At 34.2% G+C, this 21,870-nt stretch carries 20 protein-coding genes; 15 read left to right on the top strand and 5 right to left on the bottom strand.

Going from position 1 to position 21,870, the window contains the following annotated elements:
• The first annotated feature begins 29 nt into the window (after positions 1-29).
• The 10 genes from nrfD to EG242_RS11415 all read left to right on the top strand — a co-directional run bounded on the left by nrfD (position 30) and on the right by EG242_RS11415 (position 8,939).
• Entirely contained in the window at positions 30-1,433 is a 1,404-nt protein-coding gene (gene nrfD / locus EG242_RS11370; protein WP_124899992.1) for an NrfD/PsrC family molybdoenzyme membrane anchor subunit, read from the top strand.
• A gap of 6 nt (positions 1,434-1,439) precedes the next feature.
• Positions 1,440-1,964, top strand: coding sequence for a DUF3341 domain-containing protein (locus EG242_RS11375; RefSeq protein WP_124899993.1), 525 nt, complete (start codon positions 1,440-1,442; stop codon positions 1,962-1,964).
• Between the two features lie 8 nt (positions 1,965-1,972).
• On the top strand, positions 1,973-2,521 hold the full coding sequence (locus tag EG242_RS11380; protein ID WP_124899994.1) for a c-type cytochrome: 549 nt from the start codon (positions 1,973-1,975) through the stop codon (positions 2,519-2,521).
• A gap of 27 nt (positions 2,522-2,548) precedes the next feature.
• Positions 2,549-4,036, top strand: coding sequence for a quinol:cytochrome C oxidoreductase (locus tag EG242_RS11385; protein WP_124899995.1), 1,488 nt, complete (start codon positions 2,549-2,551; stop codon positions 4,034-4,036).
• A gap of 19 nt (positions 4,037-4,055) precedes the next feature.
• Complete coding sequence (locus tag EG242_RS11390) at positions 4,056-5,243, top strand: cytochrome c oxidase subunit II (protein ID WP_124899996.1); 1,188 nt, start codon at positions 4,056-4,058, stop codon at positions 5,241-5,243.
• A 27-nt stretch (positions 5,244-5,270) separates the two neighbouring features.
• Positions 5,271-7,076, top strand: coding sequence for a cytochrome c oxidase subunit I (locus tag EG242_RS11395; protein WP_124899997.1), 1,806 nt, complete (start codon positions 5,271-5,273; stop codon positions 7,074-7,076).
• Positions 7,077-7,237: 161 nt separating this feature from the next.
• Positions 7,238-7,864: a hypothetical protein gene (locus tag EG242_RS11400; protein WP_124899998.1), complete on the top strand. Its 627-nt coding sequence runs from the start codon at positions 7,238-7,240 to the stop codon at positions 7,862-7,864.
• A complete protein-coding gene (locus EG242_RS11405; RefSeq protein ID WP_124899999.1) occupies positions 7,833-8,327 on the top strand; it encodes a hypothetical protein in 495 nt (164 codons plus the stop codon). The genes EG242_RS11400 and EG242_RS11405 overlap by 32 nt, the downstream gene beginning before the upstream one ends.
• A gap of 140 nt (positions 8,328-8,467) precedes the next feature.
• Positions 8,468-8,665 carry a hypothetical protein gene (locus tag EG242_RS11410; protein ID WP_124900000.1) on the top strand — a complete coding sequence of 66 codons (198 nt, stop codon included), beginning with the start codon at positions 8,468-8,470 and terminating at the stop codon, positions 8,663-8,665.
• 85 nt (positions 8,666-8,750) lie between these two features.
• The gene (locus EG242_RS11415) at positions 8,751-8,939 is read left to right on the top strand and encodes a hypothetical protein (protein ID WP_124900001.1); all 189 of its coding nucleotides are present in this window, start codon (positions 8,751-8,753) and stop codon (positions 8,937-8,939) included.
• 70 nt (positions 8,940-9,009) lie between these two features.
• Here the strand turns inward: EG242_RS11415 and queG are convergent, their stop codons facing one another.
• Positions 9,010-9,936, bottom strand: a complete 927-nt coding sequence (gene queG, locus EG242_RS11420; RefSeq protein WP_124900002.1) for a tRNA epoxyqueuosine(34) reductase QueG — start codon at positions 9,934-9,936, stop codon at positions 9,010-9,012.
• Entirely contained in the window at positions 9,926-10,960 is a 1,035-nt protein-coding gene (gene ruvB / locus EG242_RS11425) for a Holliday junction branch migration DNA helicase RuvB (RefSeq protein ID WP_124900003.1), read from the bottom strand. Before ruvB ends, queG begins: the two co-directional genes overlap by 11 nt.
• Positions 10,961-11,246: 286 nt before the next feature.
• Between ruvB and EG242_RS11430 the strand changes: the two genes are divergently transcribed.
• Positions 11,247-11,867, top strand: a complete 621-nt coding sequence (locus EG242_RS11430) for a class I SAM-dependent methyltransferase (RefSeq protein WP_124900004.1) — start codon at positions 11,247-11,249, stop codon at positions 11,865-11,867.
• A gap of 178 nt (positions 11,868-12,045) precedes the next feature.
• Here the strand turns inward: EG242_RS11430 and EG242_RS11435 are convergent, their stop codons facing one another.
• Entirely contained in the window at positions 12,046-12,492 is a 447-nt protein-coding gene (locus tag EG242_RS11435) for a KTSC domain-containing protein (protein WP_124900005.1), read from the bottom strand.
• A 320-nt stretch (positions 12,493-12,812) separates the two neighbouring features.
• Here EG242_RS11435 and EG242_RS11440 point away from each other — a divergent pair, with 320 nt between their 5' ends.
• Positions 12,813-14,132 carry an aspartate kinase gene (locus EG242_RS11440; RefSeq protein ID WP_124900006.1) on the top strand — a complete coding sequence of 440 codons (1,320 nt, stop codon included), beginning with the start codon at positions 12,813-12,815 and terminating at the stop codon, positions 14,130-14,132.
• Positions 14,133-14,200: 68 nt separating this feature from the next.
• Here EG242_RS11440 and EG242_RS11445 read toward each other — a convergent pair whose 3' ends face one another.
• On the bottom strand, positions 14,201-15,763 hold the full coding sequence (locus EG242_RS11445) for a calcineurin-like phosphoesterase C-terminal domain-containing protein (RefSeq protein WP_124900007.1): 1,563 nt from the start codon (positions 15,761-15,763) through the stop codon (positions 14,201-14,203).
• 253 nt (positions 15,764-16,016) lie between these two features.
• Here EG242_RS11445 and EG242_RS11450 point away from each other — a divergent pair, with 253 nt between their 5' ends.
• From EG242_RS11450 to EG242_RS11460, 3 genes are all read left to right on the top strand, one after another.
• Positions 16,017-19,238, top strand: a complete 3,222-nt coding sequence (locus EG242_RS11450; protein WP_124900008.1) for a SusC/RagA family TonB-linked outer membrane protein — start codon at positions 16,017-16,019, stop codon at positions 19,236-19,238.
• A 12-nt stretch (positions 19,239-19,250) separates the two neighbouring features.
• A complete protein-coding gene (locus EG242_RS11455; RefSeq protein WP_124900009.1) occupies positions 19,251-20,705 on the top strand; it encodes a SusD/RagB family nutrient-binding outer membrane lipoprotein in 1,455 nt (484 codons plus the stop codon).
• Between the two features lie 213 nt (positions 20,706-20,918).
• Complete coding sequence (locus EG242_RS11460) at positions 20,919-21,059, top strand: hypothetical protein (RefSeq protein WP_203227718.1); 141 nt, start codon at positions 20,919-20,921, stop codon at positions 21,057-21,059.
• Positions 21,060-21,165: 106 nt separating this feature from the next.
• Here the strand turns inward: EG242_RS11460 and EG242_RS11465 are convergent, their stop codons facing one another.
• Positions 21,166-21,771: an EndoU domain-containing protein gene (locus tag EG242_RS11465; protein ID WP_158608865.1), complete on the bottom strand. Its 606-nt coding sequence runs from the start codon at positions 21,769-21,771 to the stop codon at positions 21,166-21,168.
• Positions 21,772-21,870 lie beyond the last annotated feature (99 nt).

Below are 21,870 nucleotides of genomic sequence, written 5' to 3' on the forward strand. Positions count from 1 at the left end.
ATTAATAAGAAACATTATAATAAAGGATTATGTCGTCACATTACGAAGCACCCATTAGAAAACCTTTAGTTATTGGTGATAAATCATATCACGATATAACGGTAGATGTTGCTAGACCTGTAGAAACACGTGCGAATAAACAATGGTGGACTGTTTTCACAATTGCTTTAATTGCATTCCTTTGGGGAGCTGGTTGTATGGTTTATACAATTGGTACAGGTATTGGTACTTGGGGATTAAATAAAACTGTAGGCTGGGCTTGGGATATTACCAACTTTGTTTGGTGGGTAGGTATTGGTCACGCAGGTACACTTATCTCGGCGGTATTATTATTATTCCGTCAAAAATGGAGAATGGCTATTAACCGTTCTGCAGAAGCAATGACCATTTTCTCGGTTGTTCAGGCAGGTTTGTTCCCAATCATTCACATGGGACGTCCATGGTTAGCATATTGGGTATTACCAATGCCAAACCAATTCGGATCATTATGGGTGAACTTTAACTCACCATTATTATGGGACGTATTTGCAATTTCTACTTATTTATCTGTATCATTAGTTTTCTGGTGGACAGGTTTATTACCAGATTTTGCTATGTTACGTGATAGAGCGGTTACACCGTTTTCAAAAAGAATCTATTCAATTTTATCATTCGGATGGTCTGGTCGTGCAAAAGACTGGCAACGTTTTGAAGAAGTTTCATTAGTATTAGCAGGTTTAGCAACACCATTAGTACTTTCGGTACACACCATTGTATCTTTTGACTTTGCTACATCGGTGATTCCAGGTTGGCATACAACCATTTTACCACCATACTTCGTTGCAGGTGCGATCTTCTCTGGGTTTGCTATGGTAAATACACTTTTGATCATCATGCGTAAAGTGGTAAGTTTAGAAGATTATATTACCATTCAACATATCGAATTAATGAACATCATTATCATGATTACAGGTTCGGTCGTTGGTATTGCATATATCACAGAGTTATGGGTAGCTTGGTATTCAGGGGTAGAGTATGAACAATATGCTTTCTTGAACCGTGCAACAGGACCTTACTGGTGGTCATATTGGTTAATGATGACGTGTAACGTAATTTCTCCGCAGGTAATGTGGTTTAAAAAGATACGTACATCAATCTTAGGGTCGTTCATTATATCAATTATCGTAAATATCGGTATGTGGTTTGAGCGTTTCGTGATCATCGTAACATCATTACACCGCGATTATTTACCATCGTCTTGGACAATGTTTCAACCAACATTTGTAGACGCAGGTATCTATATCGGTACAATAGGGTTCTTCTTTGTATTATTTTTATTATATTCTAGAACATTCCCTGTAATTGCTCAGGCAGAGGTTAAAACAATTTTGAAATCTTCTGGAGAGAATTATAAAAAAGCAAGAGAGAACGGAAACCATTCACATAATCATTAATAAATTATGAGTACAAAAGTTTTACACGTATTATACAATGATGATGATGTTTTAATGGATGCAGTTAAAACAACCAGAGCTGCACATCATCATATCGAAGAGGTTTATACACCTTTCCCTGTACACGGTTTAGATAAAGCAATGGGATTAAAACCAACGCGATTAGCAATTTGTGCATTTATCTATGGTATATGTGGTTTATCTTTCGCAACCTTTATGATGAATTATATTATGATTCAAGACTGGCCGCAAGATATTGGTGGAAAACCAAGTTTTAGTTACATACAAAACATGCCGTCATTCGTGCCAATTATGTTTGAGTTAACAGTTTTCTTTGCAGCACACTTAATGGTTATTACTTTCTTTTTAAGAAGTAAATTATGGCCATTTAAAAAAGCAGAAAACCCTGATGTAAGAACAACCGACGATCATTTTTTAATGGAAGTTGCTTTACACGGTAGTGAAGAAGAAGCATTAGAATTCTTTAGAAATACAGGTGCAGTTGAAGTTAAAGTAATCGATAAACATTAGTAGTAGAAATGAAAAGTTTATATAAAATAGTTGCGTTGGCAGCAGTTTCAACTTTAGCTACATCTTGTTTTAATAAGGAAAAACCTAATTATCAGTTATTCCCTAATATGTACGAGTCTGTAGCTTACGAAACATATTCTGAATCAAGCGCATTTAAAAACGGAAAAGAAGGTCAAGTTCCTGCACAAGGTTCTATACCTCGAGGTTTTAAACCAGAAGAGTATGCTAATACGCCAGAAGGTTTGGCATTGGCAAAGGCAAACTTAAGATCTCCTTTAGATTCAATCACAGAAGGTGATATGGCAAAAGCTAAACAATTATATACTATTTATTGTGCAGTTTGTCATGGTGATGCTGGAGACGGAAAAGGTAATTTAGTTAAAAGAGAAAAATTCTTGGGAGTACCAAGTTATGCTGAACGCGAGCTAACTGAAGGTGGTATTTACCACGTGGTAACACACGGATTAAACGCAATGGGATCACATAAAAACCAGTTAACACAAACCGAAAGATGGATGGTAACTGCGTATGTGTTAAAATTGAAATCGGAATTATAATTGTAAAACTTATTTGAAAGTTTAGATATGTACACATTTTCAGGCAAATTAAAAACCTTTTCTATTATCTTAATGGCGTTAGGTATTGTTGGGATCGCTTATGGCTTTCTTACAGCTCCTAAAACAATTGAAGAGGTAGAAGTAATTTTAAGCAAGCAACACCATGGTCATGGTTCTCATGATGCACATGCAGCACCTGCACACGGTGAAGCTACGGCTCATGAAGCAAATACAGCTAGTCACGACGCACATGCAGCAACTACTACAGCTGTTAGTAACGATAGTACTGTTCACGTTGCTGATTCAACAGACGCGCACAGTGCACACGCAGAAGTAGCCACTCCGGCACATGCAGAAGCTAATGCACATGCTGCAAAAGCAGATACGCATGATGCACACGCAGAACATACAAAACATTTAGAGCACGTATTACACCAGTTACAAAATAAACCTTGGGCTGCTGTTTACGTTGGGTGTATCTTTTTTATGCTTATTTCTTTAGGTATTTTTACCTTCAATCAAATACAGTATGCAGCATCTGCAGGTTGGTCACCGGTATTGTTTCGTGTAATGGAAGGTTTATCGGCTTATTTGTTACCGGGGTCTATATTATTCTTCTTAATGTTGTTAGCAAGTTCCGCACATTTAAATCATTTGTTTATTTGGATGGATGCTGATGTTGTTGCAGAAGATACAATTATTCAAGGTAAAACAGGTTTCTTAAACATACCGTTCTTTTTAATTCGTGCAGTAATTTTCTTAGCAGGTTGGAATATTTTTAGAATATTGTCTCGTAGAAATTCATTGGCATTAGATGAAACTGGCGATTTATCGTACTACAAAAAGAACTTTAAATTGGCAGCAGGTTACTTGGTATTCTTCATCATCACAGAATCTATCATGTCATGGGATTGGATCATGTCAATTGATACACACTGGTATTCAACATTATTCGGTTGGTATGTATTTGCATCATTCTTTGTAACTGCAGTAACTGTTATTGCATTAGTAACATTATACCTTAAAAATAAAGGCTTGTTAGAATATGTTAACACATCACACATTCACGATTTAGCTAAATTTATGTTCGGTCTATCAATTTTCTGGACGTACTTATGGTTCTCACAATTTATGTTAATGTGGTACGCAAATATTCCTGAAGAGGTAACATACTTTATCTTTAGAATAGAAGAATACAATTTACCATTCTTTGGTATGTTAGCATTAAACTTTTTACTACCAATATTATTGTTAATCAATACAGATTTTAAACGATTAAGTTGGATTATTATTATGGCAGGAATTTGTATTATTGTTGGTCATTATTTAGACTTCTTTAATATGATTATGCCAGGTACAGTGGGTGCATCTTGGTTTATTGGTGCAGCAGAAATTGGTTCTGTATTATTCTTTGGCGGTTTATTTATCTTTGTTGGTTTCTCGGCAATTGCTAAAGCTCCGTTATTGGTTAAGAACAATCCAATGGTAGAAGAAAGTAAACATTTTCATTATTAATATTTAAAGTAATAAACAAATGACGAGTTTATTAATATTAGTTATTGTAGCTTTATTAGGAATTGCAGTTTGGCAGTTAACTAAGATATTCGACTTAACTCAGAGCAAACAACACGTAGGCGAAGATTATAAGACGCAAATTGCTACAGACAAAGACAATAATATCAACGGATATTTAATGTTTGGATTTTTGGGATTCATTTACATTTTCACAATTTATAGCTGTGTAAAATGGGGATACATGCCATTATTAAGCAATTCTGCATCTGAACATGGAACAGATGTTGATACATTAATGTGGATTTCATTAGTTGTTATCTTCATTGTACAAATCGTAACACAATTCTTATTACACTATTTTGCTTTTATTTACCGTGGTAATAAAGACAGAAAAGCTACCTTTTATGCAGATAATGAGAAGTTAGAGTTTATCTGGACAATTATTCCGGTAATTGTTTTAGCAGGATTAATTTTATACGGATTATACGCATGGAATAATATTATGCATTACGACGAAGAAGAAGATGTAATGTATGTAGAAGTTTATGCAAAACAATTTAACTGGGATTTCCGTTACGCAGGTGATGACAATGTTTTAGGTAAAGCAAACGTTCGTTTTATTGAAGGTATCAACGTTGTTGGTGCAGATATGGCCGATCCTAATGCACAAGATGATATCATTACAAAAGAATTACGTTTACCAGTAGGTAAGAAAGTAGTGTTAAAAATGCGTTCGCAAGATGTATTGCACTCTGCATACTTTCCTCACTTCCGTGCACAAATGAATACAGTGCCAGGTATGGTTACACAATTTGCAATGACACCAACGGTTACAACAACTGAAATGAGAGACCGTGAAGAAATTGTTGACCGTGTAAACAAAATTAACGAAGCACGTAATAAACAAAGTAAAAAGTTAGTTGAAAAAGGTGAACCAGGTTTAGAACCATACACATTTGATTATATTTTATTATGTAACAAAATTTGTGGTCGTTCACACTATAACATGCAGGCTAAAGTTGTAGTTGAAACAGAAGCCCAGTTTAGAAAGTGGATTGCCCAACAGCCTAAATTAGGAAAACAAGTAGCTGAAGAAAAAGCTGCTGCTACAGCTCCAAAAGTTGAAGCACAGCCAGTTCAAACACCAGTACAAGAACCACAAATTGTAGTAGATACTACTGCAGTAGTTGCTCAAGTAATTAAATAATTTGTTTACCAATATAAAATTATTAGTATGTCAGCAGTAGTAGGACACGAATTAACTCACGATCACTCACACGATGATCACCACCATAAAGAAACTTTTGTAACAAAGTATATCTTTAGTCAAGATCATAAAATGATTGCCAAACAATTCCTTGTAACAGGTATTATTATGGGAATCATTGGTATTGCAATGTCTTTATTATTCCGTATTCAAATCGCTTGGCCAGAAGAATCATTCAAAGTATTCTCTTGGTTATTAGGAGACGAGTTCGCTCCAGGTGGTGTAATGCGTAACGATATTTACTTAGCATTAGTTACCATTCACGGAACTATTATGGTATTCTTTGTATTAACTGCAGGTTTATCAGGTACGTTTTCTAACTTATTAATTCCATTGCAGATTGGGGCACGTGATATGGCTTCAGGATTCATGAATATGTTGTCATATTGGATCTTCTTTATCGCTTGTATCGTAATGATAGCTTCTTTATTCGTAGAATCAGGACCAGCATCTGCAGGTTGGACAATTTACCCGCCGTTATCTGCAATTCCTGAAGCAATTCCAGGATCTGGTACAGGTATGACGTTATGGTTAGTATCTATGGCGTTGTTTATTGCACAATCGTTAATGGGATCATTAAACTATGTGGTTACGGTTTTAAATTTACGTACAAAAGGTATGTCTATGACTCGTTTACCTTTAACAATATGGGCATTATGGGTAACAGCAATCATTGGTATCGTATCGTTCCCGGTATTATTATCAGCAGCATTGTTGTTAATTATGGACAGAAGCTTTGGTACATCATTCTTCTTGTCTGATATTTATTTAGCAGGAGAAGTATTACATTATCAAGGTGGATCACCAGTATTGTTTGAACACTTATTCTGGTTCTTAGGACACCCTGAGGTATATATTGTAATTTTACCAGCAATGGGTATTACGTCAGAAGTAATTTCGGCTAACGCTCGTAAACCAATTTTCGGTTACCGCGCCATGATTACATCAATCTTAGCAATTGCATTTTTATCTACAATTGTTTGGGGTCACCACATGTTCGTTTCAGGTATGAACCCATTCTTAGGTTCGGTATTTACCTTTACAACATTGTTAATTGCAATTCCATCGGCAGTAAAAGCGTTCAACTACATTACTACATTATGGAAAGGTAATTTACAAATGAACCCTTCTATGCTGTTTTGTATTGGTTTCGTATCAACGTTCATTACAGGTGGTGTAACAGGTATTATCTTAGGAGATTCAACATTAGATATCAACGTACACGATACTTATTTCGTTATTGCTCACTTCCACTTAGTAATGGGTATATCTGCTCTTTACGGAATGTTTGCTGGTATTTACCACTGGTTCCCTAAAATGTACGGACGTATGATGAATAAAAACTTAGGTTATATTCACTTTTGGGTGACTGTAGTTTGTGCTTACGGAGTTTTCTTCCCAATGCACTTTATTGGAATGGCAGGTTTACCACGCCGTTACTATACTAACTCAGCATTCCCAATGTTCGACGATATGGTTGATGTAAATATTTTAATTACCATGTTTGCATTGGTAGGTGCAGCATTCCAGTTAGTTTTCTTGTTTAACTTCTTCTATAGTATTTTCTATGGTAAGAAAGCACCAAGAAACCCATGGAGAGCTACAACTTTAGAGTGGACTACACCAGTAGAACACATGCACGGTAACTGGCCAGGAGCAATTCCAGAAGTACACCGTTGGCCTTATGATTATTCTAAGCCTGGTTACGAAGAAGATTTTGTTCCACAGACTGTGCCGTTAAGAGATGGCGAAAAAGATGGTGGACATCTTTAAGATATATAAAACTCCCGCAATTTGTGGGAGTTTTTTTATGGATGTTATTTTGTTAAATTTATATTTCGTGAATCCTTTCAGAAATTAGTATATTTATAAGTGTAGATCCGTTAGCGGAGAGAACAATGGAACCTTATTTGTACACGGGAAACAACCCGATTATGTTTACTGATCCTACGGGGATGAGTAAGGAATGGATTCCTGGTGCGGACGGTGAAAATAGGGTAACATATACTGAAGACAAAAAAGGAAATGTAACTTTTCAAAATCTTCAAGAAGATTTAAAACCTATATTTGAAGAATTAGTAAAAACTGATACTGGTAAAGAAGAATTACTATCTTTAATTAATGATGATAGTATGAAAGTTTCTTTTCATGTGAGTGACGAAAAGAAAGTTAATTATGATAACAATTATAAAAAAGATATGCCAGTTAATGGTACTTTCCATGCAACAAAACTTAATGAAGATAGGACAGCCGTATTAGAAGCAGATATATACCTATATAAAGGTTGGATAAAAGCTGATTATGACGCAAATAAAAATTCAGATGGTGCATATTTTTCACAAATCGGGAAAAGTTATTTTTTTAAGGATTTTAATTTAAATCAATTATACGCAGGTACTGTTGGGCATGAAATTAGACATAGATTTCCAAATAACTTAAAAGCCTTGGCACCAGAAGGTACAAATACAGAATTTAATCCAAATCTGATACAATCAAAGATATATGATGAAATGTTAAAAAATAAAGAAAATGAAAAAGGAAATAGAAAGAAAAGGCGTTAAAATTTTTATATTATCATTATTATTAACTATATCTTTTAACTGTTATTCTCAAAATAAAGGCAATATTAACCAGCCAAATAAGTATATTAAAGACACGCATTTAAGATCGATGTTGAATTTTCTTGTGGAAAATAACTATTACGATGAGATAGGGATCAATTATATCTATGAACACTATCTTGATGCTAACCAAGGCTTTTTTATCGCGAAAAATATTGGCACAGAAAAGTTAGGGATATATAGTTATCATTTTTTTTCTGGTGAAGCTCATGCTGCAGAATTTATAATGTTGATAAATAAAAAGGCTGATAATATTTTAGTTTTAGGCTATGGGGATTTCAATACTAATAAGTCTAAATTAACTGTTTTTTTAAATAATAATATACTTAATGCAATAGATATGGATGAAGCCTTATCAGTTATATTAAAAAAATTAGAGCAAATTTATCCTAATCACGGGTAAGGTAATGTATCAGAAGTGTTGATACAATTAGAAAGCCCGATCGCGCGGATTTGTAATCCGTGCGTAGTGTTTAACTTCGTTCAATTCGGCAAAAACCTCGGTTGTAATTCATGCGCTAAATAAAATAACAAAAATGTAGTATGCCAACAAAATATAAAGGTATCGATATTAATAATGCATATTTTATAATCATAACAACAGTAGGTTGGGCTAATATTTTTACTAAGCTTAATCAAAAAAATGTAATTATAGGTGCTTTAAGATATTGTCAAATCCATAAAGGTTTAGAAATCTATGCTTTTAATGCACAGTCATTTGTAATGGTGTGGAAAATTTAACACTATCAGAAATAATGCGAGAATCTTAAAAAGTATATTAGTTGATACTTATTGCCCTTTTAAAGCGCCCGCAACAATATAAAGTTTGGCAAGATGGTTACATGCAGAATTTGTTTATTCTAATTTTTTTATAAAAGAGAATATCAATAACATTCATAAAAAACCGGTAAAAGAAAAAGCGGTTGTAAATGAAGAAGATTATTATTTCAGTTCGGGACGTAATCATGCAGGTTTGGAAAATGATCAGGAAGTTGTGGTACTGTTTATGGAGTAGATCTAGTCACGGATTGTGAATTCGCGTCATCGGGTTAAAAATAAGAAAGAAGCCTAATTTGGCTTCTTTTTTATTTTTGAAGAAAAGAAATATTCCTCATCAATCCGGAATATTTCGTTCGTTTTACGGGCGATTTTTTAAAAATTTCGTTGAACAATTCATTGGTTAAATCATTCCATTGCTGTTTGTTGTAATCAATTAAGGTCGGTTTTGGTTTAAAAAGTGGTTCTGTATTAGGTTCTGCAAATCGATTCCACGGACAAACATCCTGGCACACATCGCAACCATACATCCAATCATCTAACTTTCCGGAAAATTCATCGGGAATGGCATCTTTTAATTCAATAGTCAAATACGAAATACATTTGCTTCCGTTCACAATATAAGGTGATTCTATTGCCTGTGTAGGGCAAGCATCAATACAAGCGGTACACGAACCGCAGTGGTTTGTTGTTGCGGTATCGTACATCAACTCCAAATCAATGATTAATTCGGCAACGAAAAAGAACGACCCTTCGGTTTTTCTGATTAAATTGTTGTTTTTACCAACCCAGCCCAATCCGCTTTTTGCCGCCCAGGCTTTATCTAACACCGGAGCCGAATCTACAAAAACGCGACCATCAACCTCGCCTATTTCATCGTTAATATAATGCAGTAAATCTTTTAACTTGTCTTTTATAACAAAGTGATAATCTTCGCCGTAAGCATATTTTGAAATTTTATAAGAATCTTGATTTTGCTGTTGCGAAGGAAAATAATTCAACAATAAAGACACAACCGATTTTGCACCGGGAACCAGCAAACGAGGATCTAATCGTTTATCGAAATGATTTTCCATATACTTCATTTCGCCGTGCATGTTGTTTTTTAACCAACTTTCTAACCGTGGCGCTTCTTCTTCTAAAAAAGTTGCCTGCGAAATACCACAATAAGAAAACCCCAAATCGCGGGCTTTATCTTTTATAAACTGTGTGTATTTTTCTTTGTTAGTCATGATCGTTAAACAAACCTGCTTGTTTTCCTAAATTCTGTTTACCCAAATGGGTGTAAGCTTTTTCGGTAACTTCTCGTCCGCGTGGCGTTCTGTAGATAAATCCTTCCTGAATAAGAAATGGTTCGTAAACTTCTTCAATGGTTTCGGAATTTTCTGAAACGGCAGTTGCCAATGTCGATAATCCCACCGGACCGCCTTTGAATTTATCTATAATGGTTGATAAAATTTTATTATCCATTTCGTCTAACCCGTATTTATCAACATTCAATGCTTTTAAAGCAAAGCGCGAAATTTCAATATCAATGCGTCCGTTGCCTTTAATCTGTGCAAAATCGCGAACTCTACGCAACAACGCATTGGCAATACGAGGCGTTCCACGGCTTCTACCCGCAATTTCAATCGCAGCTTCCATATCAATTGGGACCTTTAAAATGGTTGCGCTACGCTCTACAATGGTCGATAATAATTCGATGTTATAATACTGTAAACGACTTTGAATACCAAAACGTGCACGCATTGGTGCTGTCAGTAAACCCGAACGTGTGGTTGCACCAACCAGCGTAAAAGGATTCAGGTTGATTTGAACCGAACGTGCATTAGGACCTGATTCGATCATGATGTCGATCTTAAAATCTTCCATTGCCGAATACAGATATTCTTCAACCACGGGACTTAATCTGTGAATTTCATCGATAAACAGAATATCACGTTCTTCCAAATTTGTCAACAAACCGGCTAAATCGCCCGGTTTATCTAACACAGGACCCGATGTGATTTTGATGCCTACATTTAATTCGTTTGCCAAAATATTAGACAAAGTTGTTTTTCCCAAACCCGGAGGTCCGTGAAACAACGTGTGATCTAAAGCTTCGCCGCGTAAATTGGCTGCTTTTACAAACACCTTTAAATTTTCTAATACCTGATCTTGACCTGCAAAATCATCAAACGAGAGCGGACGCAGTTTTCTTTCTACATCGATTTCTTCGTTCGAATAATTTTCGTTGGTTGGATTTAAATGTTCGTTCATAAAGCAAAGATACTATTTTTACATATATCTCATTTAAACTTTTCTAAACCGCATAGGTTCATAGTTAGGAATATTTTATAAGATTTCATAGATTCCCTTTGGGAATACACATCATAGTTGAGCTATGTTTTATTGAAGATAAAAACTATCTAAAACTTAAAATAAGCTATATCTTAAAATATCTGTGTGGTTTATTTATAATTTTATGAGTTTTATGATTCTGAAAAAATGCTTTACAAATTAAGTCGTTGTATCTTTAACCACTATCACAATTAAAACTACAAAAATGAACTGTACGCTGTGTACTACTTTTTTAAGCGAAAAGACTGATGACGACTATTATATCTGCCCGAATTGTCATGCGTATTTAAAACGTGATGATTTGTATTTTGATGAAACAAATGAGAAAAATCATTACGAGCAGCATAATAATGATGTAAACGATATTGGTTACCAAAATTTCACTGCGCCTGTTACTAATTCAGTTTTAGAATATTGTTCTACCGAAATGCTTGGGTTGGATTATGGTTGTGGAAAAGGTCCGGTGATTAGTAAACAACTTACAGAAAATGGTTATACCGTTGATTTGTATGATCCTTATTTTTATCCGGATACTTCGTACTTAAATAAAACTTACGATTATATTTTTAGTTGTGAAGTGTTTGAACATTTTTACAATCCGTTGGAAGAAATTATCAAACTGCACAACATTTTAAAATCAGGCGGACTTTTAATTGTAAAGACGCATTTGTACAACAACCAAACCGATTTTAAAAACTGGTATTACCGCAAAGACCAAACGCATGTTTTTATTTACACCTTTAAAACATTTGAATATATTGCCGAACATTTTGGGTTTGATATTGTAACGTTGAGTGAAAAGTTGGTGGTTTTAAGGAAGAAATAATAAAGCGTTATCATTATATAATTACTAAGAACAGTAAAAATAGAACAATTGTCTATCGAAGTTTTTTATCCGCAGAATGTTTTGGTTTTTATAACTTAATTGCATAAAAAAACATTTACAAAGAAAAAAGGCTGTTAGAATGAACTAAAAGCCTTTGTTTTTTATAAGTAGAAGTGAATTATTCTTCCATAGCCTCACCCGATTTTCTGTGGATAAAGCTTCCGTAAATATGTCTTCTTGCAAAACGACTTGGCGATTCGGCATTTACCATTTTTATGTACGTATTTTTTGGCACACCAATATACTCGTACATTTTTCCGTTTAAATGCTGAATTTTTAAAATCTGCTTTTCAAAATAAAAATCGTGAATATTAGATTTCGCAGTAGTTTCTGTATATTCTTCGCTGTATTTTTCGTGCGTTTCAGGATTAATACTCACCAAAAAGTGGTACGCTTCAATAACCGCTTTACTTTTTTCCTCAGCCTCTAATCTTCCTGCATCATCATTTACAAATTTATCAGGATGTGCGTCCTTCATTGTATTTCTGTAAATTGTTTTTAATTCCTTTAAAGTAGCAGTTTTGTCAACTCCAAGCAACCTTCTGTGCTCTACAACTATTTTCATAATATAATCCGTATTTCAGCCTGCAAAATTAGGTAATTAAATTTCAAAAGAAGGTTGATATTGTATTTTTATTATATATAAACTCAAAAAAACATAACAAAAAAAGTATTTATGTATCATAATTTCAAAAATAATGTATATTTGCCCATCTAAAAAAATAAAAAATGATCTATACCAATTTAAAAAAGGGAAAGAAGCACAGCTTGCGTAAGAATTCGTGAGTCATTTTCCTATGGTTAGAACCCAGATATATCAGGAGCTTGTCATCACGACAAGCTCTTTTTTTTTTTTTAATAATCTTAAACAATTTACCTATTTTTATGAAAGTATTGAAATTTGGAGGCACTTCGGTTGGAAGTCCAGAACGCATTGAACAGTTATTACCGATTATTAAATCGCAAACTGCAGACAAACATTTGGTAGTTTTATCGGCAGTTGCTGGAACAACTAATGATTTGGTTACACTTGCAAACTTGTACACAAAAAAGGAATTTGACAATGCGCAAAAGCACGCCAACCTTCTTCATGAGCAATACAAAAAATTTGTAAATGAATTATTTAAAACAGCTGAAGGCAAAACCAACGCTCATACTTTTATAAATGAAATTTTTGAACTACTTGTAGGTTTTGCAAACACAGAAGTTACCCCTAAAGAAGAACGAATTATACTTGCGCAAGGCGAAATTATATCAACCACTTTATTTCATTTAAGATTAAAAGAAAAAAACATCTCATCGGTTCTTCTTCCTGCCTTGACTTTTATGCGAACAGATGAAGAAAATGAACCCGATATTGATTATATACGTACACATGCACATGCGGTAATAGCTAAATTTCCATCAGAAAGTCTTTTTATTACGCAAGGTTTCATCTGTAAAAATCATTTGGGTGAAATTGACAACCTACGTAGAGGAGGATCTGATTATACTGCTTCGCTTCTTGGAGCGGCTCTTATGGCTGAAGAAGTACAGATTTGGACAGATATAGACGGTTTTCATAATAACGATCCGCGTTACGTTGCCAACACTAAAGCTATTTCGCAATTAAGTTTTGATGAAGCTGCAGAGCTTTCTTATTTTGGTGCAAAAATTTTACATCCACAAAGTGTTTTACCTGCAAAAAAATTCAATGTTCCTGTAAGATTACTAGATACCATGACACCAAAAGCATTAGGAACACTAATTTCTAGCGAAACGAACAGTAAAAACCAAATTGTAGCAGTAGCAGCAAAAGATGGTATTACGGCAATTAGAATACAATCGTCGCGAATGCTAATGGCTTACGGTTTTCTTAGAAAAGTGTTTGAAGTGTTTGAACGATACAAAACGCCGATTGATATGATAACCACCTCTGAAGTTGCTGTATCTTTAACCATTGACAACACCGATCATCTTGAAGAAATAAAAACAGAGTTAAAGTTGTTTTCGGCAGTTAGTATTGATACAGATCATTCTATAATATGTATTGTAGGCGATTGCAGTAAAGATACGCATGGGGTTGCAACAACTGTAACAGATGCGGTTAAACACATTCCGGTACGTATGATTTCTTACGGAGGTAGCGAACATAACATTTCATTATTAGTACCTACTTCTTATAAAATTGAAGCTTTAAGATCATTACATAACAGATTGTTTTAAAAATGTAAATGCCGTACTGTGAATAAGTACGGCATTTTTAATATTAACCTACCAATATTAAAATAGGGTTAATCAATTTTATAGGTGGTTTCGCCAAAATGCACTTTACCATACATATCGGTAGCTTTTACTTTTACTTTATGTACACCGATTTCTAAATTTGTTGGTATTTTTGCCGACCATAAGTGTGTAGATTTTACTGACTTTGAAGGGCGACGACCTTTTACTGCTTTTTCTGAAAGATCCCATTTATAGAAAGTGCTTTCGTAATGCGGATCTTCTTCTTCGGTAAATTTCATTTTTTTCCATTCACCATCATTAATACTAAAGAAAACTTCGTCTGTTGGTACGCCCATAAAAACATTAGCATATACAGAATGACGACTTTTTTCTGCCTTTACTACCGCTTTTGGCGCAAATACATTAATTTGATAATCTTGTGATTTGCCTGCAACTTTATAATCTACCTTATATTTATTTCCGTTAAAATGAATCATTGCATATCCTTTTGGTGTACCATCGCGCATAGTAGAACTTGGCACTCCTTGCTGATTCATTTCACCTGAATACCAATCACCAGATGTTGTACCTACATTGTACTCGTGGTGTGGCTTGTCTTGTTTCCAACCTTTATCTTTTCCGTAAAAAATTTGTTGTTGAATGTGGGTATGAGCTGATAATGAAAGAGTATTTGGAAAATCTTTTAATAAATTAAACAAACGTTCACGATCTGCTACGCGAAACCATTCGCTGTTATTATCTTCTAACGGAATATGAAAAGATAAAACTATTAAATGATCTTTAGGAACGTATTTTAAATCGTTTTCAACAAATTTTAATTGATCTTCACGTAAACCACCCCAATAACTCTTTCCATCTCTTGGATCGGGATATAAAATATTATCTAAAATAATAAAATGAACCTTACCGTAGTTAAACGAGAAGTTATTAGGTCCAAAATTAGCTTCGTATGTTTCATCAGAATGTTCATCAATCGTTGCATCGTAGTTCATGTCGTGGTTACCCATTACATTATACCAAGGCAAACCAATTTGTTTTATGGCATTTTTATAATCGGGGTGTAATACTAAATCATCTCCTACTAAATCACCTAAACTAATACCAAAAACGGCTTTGTTTTTATCAACATCTTTTATAATACCTTCTATAAAATAATTGATTTCGGTTTTATTATAAGCTTGCGGATCACCGAAGGCAAAAGCAGTAAATTGATCTGATTCTTTAGATGGCACCAGTCCAAAATTTAATGATTTAGGAAGATTTCCTGTTGGTTGTACGCCTTTATATTTTAACTGTGGCGAGCCTTGTGGTTTATGTAAATAATAAAATTTAGGCAAGTTAAACGCATCTAATGCAAATTGATAACCAGAGGGTTTAATAACAAAAATAGGCGAATCGTTAGTAATAGCTAATTCATACGCTCCTTTTTTGTCTGTGGCAACTACATCTACCCCATTACTAACTAATACATTAGAAAGTAGTTTTTCTTTTTTTTCTTTTTTACCGTTATTATTTAAATCTTCATAAATAATACCTTTTGCTTTTTCTTGGGCAATAGCAGCAGTTGTTATAGCTAATAACACAAATGCCGATTGAAATACTTTTTTCATTGTTGTTTAATAATTTGTTGCAAGCAAAAGAACTACACAATTTAAAATTGACCAATGTTTTGGTTTTAAGTAATTATTAATAAAAATTGCTACAAACTCTATTTCAATAACACTTACAAAACACTTATATAAAATTTTGTTAACCCAGTAGAAGCAAGGGGTTCAGAAAGTTCATCTTTACTTTGTGGTGCGCAAAAAACAAATTAAACAACAATTTTAAAACAAAAAATTTTAATCAATCTTTCTAAAAAAAATGAAAAGAAATCTACGCTCGGTAGCTCATTTTTTAAAAATGATGGTATTTGCCACAGCCTCGTTAAGTTCCACTTATATTTGGGCATTTTCAACAAACTCTCATTCTATTGTGTTATTAGAAAATGATAGTAGAATTATTAAAGGTAAAGTAGTTGACAGAAATAATCAGCCTTTGGTAGGTGTTACGGTGTATGTACAAGATACTGCTATTGGAACTGAAACAAATGAAGCAGGTTTATTTGAACTTGAAGCGTCTACAAACGGTATTTTAGTTTTTTCTTACTTAGGATACGCCGATATTACCCATACCATTACATCTAACGATTTCATCAATATTACTTTAACAGAAGATGAAGAAGGACAGTTAGATGAACTTGTTATAACAGCATTAGGTATTAAACGTGAAGAAAAGCAATTAGGCTACTCGCAACAAAAACTATCGGGTGAAACCTTTACCGATGCTCGTTCTAACAACTGGGTAGATAACATGAAAGGTAAAGTTCCTGGTATGACATTTACATCATCTAGTTCTGGTCCAATGAACTCTACACAAGTAGTTTTGCGTGGAAACAGATCGGTAAACACCAATGCAAATGGGGCGTTAATCGTTGTAGATGGTATCCCAATTAACTCAGGAATGTCTTCATCGGGCGAAGGTAATGGGTATTTATCATCTGATTCTCCTGTAGATTTTGGAAACGGTATGTCTGATATCAATCCAGAAGACATTGAATCGGTAACAGTACTTAAAGGTGCAGGTGCAACAGCTTTATATGGATCACGTGCAGCTAACGGAGCCATTATGATTACAACAAAATCGGGCAAAAAAAACCAAGGTTTAGGTATTACGTTTAATTCAAACTTAAGTGTAGATGTTATTCAGCGTTGGCCAGATTGGCAAACACAATACGGTTCTGGTACAGGAAAAGCCTTTGATAGAAACGGAAATTTATACTATTCGTACCAAGCAAGTGACGATGGGGCTGCAACACAAAGTAATTTAGGATTTGGGCCACGTTTTAATGGTCAAAATTATTTTCAGTACGATCCCGCAACAGGCACAATGGGTACCGAACGTACACCATGGAGAAATTATGACAATGCACGGAAAGGCTTTTGGAAAACGGGTACCACTTTAACAAACAGCTTATCTTTTGGAGCAGGAAATGATAAAGGATCAATGCGTGCTTCGGTAACCTATTCAGACAACCAATGGATTATGCCAAATACCGGTTTTGAAAGAGTAGCAATATCAACCAAAGGAGATTACCAAATTGCAAAAGGCATTAAATTAAACTCTGCATTAAATTTTTACAATCGCAGTAGCGACAATTTACCGTCTACAGGTTATAACAACCATACCATATCGTATTTCATGATTTTAACTAATGCCAATAACAATATTGATTGGTATCGAAAAATATGGTTAGACGAAGGAAAAACACAATTAAATAGTCCGTTTAGCACCTATTTAGACAATCCTTTTGCGTTAGTACACGAAGTTATTAATAGTACAAATAGTAACACGTTCACTGGAAATTTAAGTTTAGATATAGATTTTACCAAAAACTTAAAATTAATGATACGCTCTGGTATCAATTCGCAAAATGAATTTAGAGAATTAAAACGCCCGTACGATTTAGTAAAATTTGCAAAAGGGTATTACGAACGCCAAATGATTAATGCACAAGAAATCAACACCGATTTCTTATTAACTTATAAAGGCACCGAAACAGATCGTTTTAATTATAGTTTATCAGCCGGAGGTAACATCATGAGTAACAAATACCGTAGAATGGATGCTTCTGCAAATGGTTTGGCAGTACCAGATGTTTATAAATTATCAAATGCAAGTAGTAATGTGTACACAGAATCGGCAGATTTAAACAAAAAAGTAAACAGTTTATACGCCTTAGGGTCTTTCTCTTACCGTAACTTAGTTTTCTTAGATATTACTGCACGTAACGATTGGTCATCTACCTTGCCAGCTGGTAATAACAGCTATTTTTATCCGTCGGGTAACTTAAGCTTTATTTTAAGTGATGCACTTGCTTTTCCGTTATGGATCGATTTTACAAAACTTAGGGCTTCGTGGGCACAAGTAGGTAACGATTCGCAACCGTATATCATTAGTAAATATTATGATAACAGTCCTTTTGTTGGATCTGCAATCACAGACAACCAATTGTACAATCCATTGTTAAAACCAGAACAAACAACTTCTGCAGAATTTGGTATTGATGCTCGTTTCTTTGGCGATCGTTTAGGGTTTGATTTAGCTTATTACAACACCGTATCAGACAATCAAATTTTAAGTGTTCCGTTAGATTATACCACAGGATATTCTAGCCAATATATTAATGCAGGTAAAGTTCAAAACCGTGGTTTAGAAGCAATGTTATACGTTTCGCCAATTAAAACAAAAAACTTTCAGTGGAAAACAACCTTTACTTATGCTAAAAACAAAAACGAAATTTTAGAATTAGCGGCAGGTGTAGAAGGTGGTGAAGAACAAGTTTTAGCAACATCGGGTACCGTATCAATTATAGGTAAAGTAGGTGGATCTACAGGTGATATGTACGGATTTGGATTTGTAAGAAACAACGAAGGACAAATTATTTACGATGGAAAAACAGGTTTACCAGTGCGCCCAAAAGAAGAAACATATCAAGGAAATGCGTATGCCGATTGGAAAGGTGGTATTATGAATAATTTTAGTTATAAAGGCTGGAATTTAGGCGTTACAATTGACGGATCTTTTGGAGGAAAACTATATTCACAATCGTACCACAAAATGATGGAACACGGACATTTGAATGAATCGTTAATGGGTCGTGAAGAAGGATTTATTATTGGCGATGGTGTGGTGCAAAATGCAGACGGATCTTATAGCCCTAACACAACAAAAGTTGAAGTCCCTGCTTATTATTCAGAATATTACAGAAGAGCCAATGTTGAAGCGAACCTTTTTGATGCAACTTGGGTTAAATTAAGAGAAATATCTATTTCGTATAGCTTTCCAAAATCATTCTTAGACCGAAATAAATTAAAAGGTTTAACCATTTCAGCTTTCGGCAGAAACTTATACACTTGGAGCGATTTCCCAATTTACGATCCCGAAACAGCAGCCTTAAACGGTGCCAACATGGTTCCTGGGGTAGAAATGGGTCAGTTACCATCGCCAGCCACTTATGGTTTTAACTTAAAAGTAAGCTTATAATATCTACACATCATGAAAAAAATTAAATACAGCATATTAACATTAATCACAGCCACTACCATTTACAGTTGCACGGCAGATTTCGAAGAAATAAACACCGATCCTAACCGGTTAGAAACTATTAGTCCGGCATCGTTATTAAACCCAATTTTGTATGGTTTAACAAACCACAACTCTTACTCGGCTTGGCACAACCGTACCGCACATTTAATGCAAGGTATCGTTCCTTTTCCATCAAACGATGCTCTTGGTTATCACCGTTATTGGGTTACCGATGCTATTGGACAAACCATGTGGGACAACCATTATCGTTGGTTAAAAAACATCGACGAAATGGAAAATGCATCAATTGCAGCGGGCGATGTAAACTACCAAGCCATTGCATTAACATTAAAAGCATGGAGTTTTGCTAACCTTACAGATTGTTTTGGCGATATTCCTTTTAAAGAGGCATTAAAAGGCGATGAAGGTATTTTAAAACCTAAATTTCAACGCCAAGAAGTTATCTACAAAAAAGTATTAGAGTATTTAGACCAAGCCAATGCATTGTATGATACAAGTAAAGCACTAATTTACGCACCCGATTTATTGTACGGCGACAAAAATACACAAGCAGTTGCCAGTTGGCAAAAACTAAACAATTCTTTACATTTACGTATGTTGCTTAGGCTAAGCGATGTTATGCCGGCAGAAAGCAACGCAAAATTAGTTACAATTTTAAACAATCCTGCTATCTACCCAATTTTTGAATCAAGTGCAGACGATGCTATTTTAATTCATACTGGTGTTGCTCCAAACCTTACACCTTGGCCTCGTATTCAAGATTATGCTGCCGATAAAAAATTATCTACTTTTTTTGTGGATCAATTGTTACAATGGAACGATCCACGATTACCTTTCTGGGCAACAAAAGCAACAGATAAAGATAGAAAAGATATTGGCTACAAAGGAATTCCGTCGGGTTACGCAGCAAATGAAGGTGCTATAGATTATAATCCGTCGGCTCCAAATAACAACACCGCAATTGCACCAATGAAGAACATTATTATGACGTTTTCTGAAGTTCAGTTTATTAAAACAGAATTAGCTTTTAAGGGAATTATTTCAGGCGATATTGAAAGTTTATACAAAAGTGGAATTACAGCAGCCATGAAAATTTGGAACATTGACACACCTTTTGAATATTTTTCTAATGGAAATGTAGCCTATAACGGTACGTTTGAACAAATTATGTTACAAAAATACTTTGCATTATACTTTACCGATAATCAACAATGGTTAGAGTTTAGAAGAACAGGATTTCCTGTAATGCCGTTACAACCTAATTTATATAACAATGGTAAAATGCCGGTTCGTTATCCATATCCTCAGGATGTGAAGCGCCAAAACACCGAAAATTATCAAGATGCCATTAACCAAATGGGACCCGATGATATAAATACTCGTGTTTGGTGGGATATTAAGTAGAAACTATTAATTAGTTTATTTGTTTTATATTTTTTCAACGAAAACTGTCTTTTTAAAAGGCAGTTTTTACTTTTTATGACAATCCGTTATGTAAAGAAATTAAAAAGTTTTAACAATAAAGCAGCCTAACTACGTTTGTAAAAAGGCTGTTGGTTTTTAAAGAAACAAATTGTAAAACCAAATGCCGAACCGCTTTTTAAACCAAAACCTACGTTGATTGATTACGACAAACAGCAATGGAACGATTTAACCAATGAATTGTTTAACGAAATTTTTAAAAAATCACCTGTAAAGCGTACTAATTTTTCTGGTTTAACGCGGAATATAGCGTTTTTGAATAAAGACGATTTGTAATTTGCTGTATCTGTTTCCCTGTACGCTAGTGCAAGCGTCACGCTTGTGCTTACTATATTATTTATATGCACGAGCATGATGTTCGCGCCAGCGAGGTGGGATAAGTTTATAAAATTGGATATGCAGTTTTAGGTATATCATTTACAATAATGAAAATTACTTTTATACCTTTCGATGTCACACCACCAAATTGATTTTTTTTATTTATAATTGGAAATCTATAAAGATAAGCTAACTCCAATTCTGCTAACAAATTACCTTCTGTCCAATGTAAAGGGAAAAGTGTAGTTCTTTTATTAATCCATTTTTTATTCTCATTATCATACATTTGAATTTCCGCATCTAGAACACCTTTTAAATTCATATCATAGATATTTAAAATTCGAGTTTTTGTAGGTTCAAAAAAATGTATTCCAGAAATTTCTCCATTTTTAAATTTTGGTACAAAAGAATGATTTAAGAAGGTAAATAAAGAATTGTCGAATTTTTTATTTTTAGGAACAAATATTATTTTTTTTAAAGGAGGAATGTTTTGTGGTAGAATTAATTTTGATGCTGTTTTCGGTTTAGACAGTTTCAATTCATTGTAAAATTTAGAATCTGTTATTAATTCATTAATATTTGAATATGGACCTTCAAAATCGTAATATCTAATTATTTCATTTTTCTCATCACCAGCTTCAACTTTAAAAATATATCTGTCAGTTTGCAAATTATGAATTTCAGATCTACCATTTTTAATTATATAATAACCCGTAGTGCATTATAGAAAAAGTTGCTCAAAAGATTAAAAATCAGTATATTGTATTGA

It is taken from the genome of Paenimyroides viscosum (assembly GCF_003858535.1).
Taxonomy (GTDB): domain Bacteria; phylum Bacteroidota; class Bacteroidia; order Flavobacteriales; family Flavobacteriaceae; genus Flavobacterium; species Flavobacterium viscosum.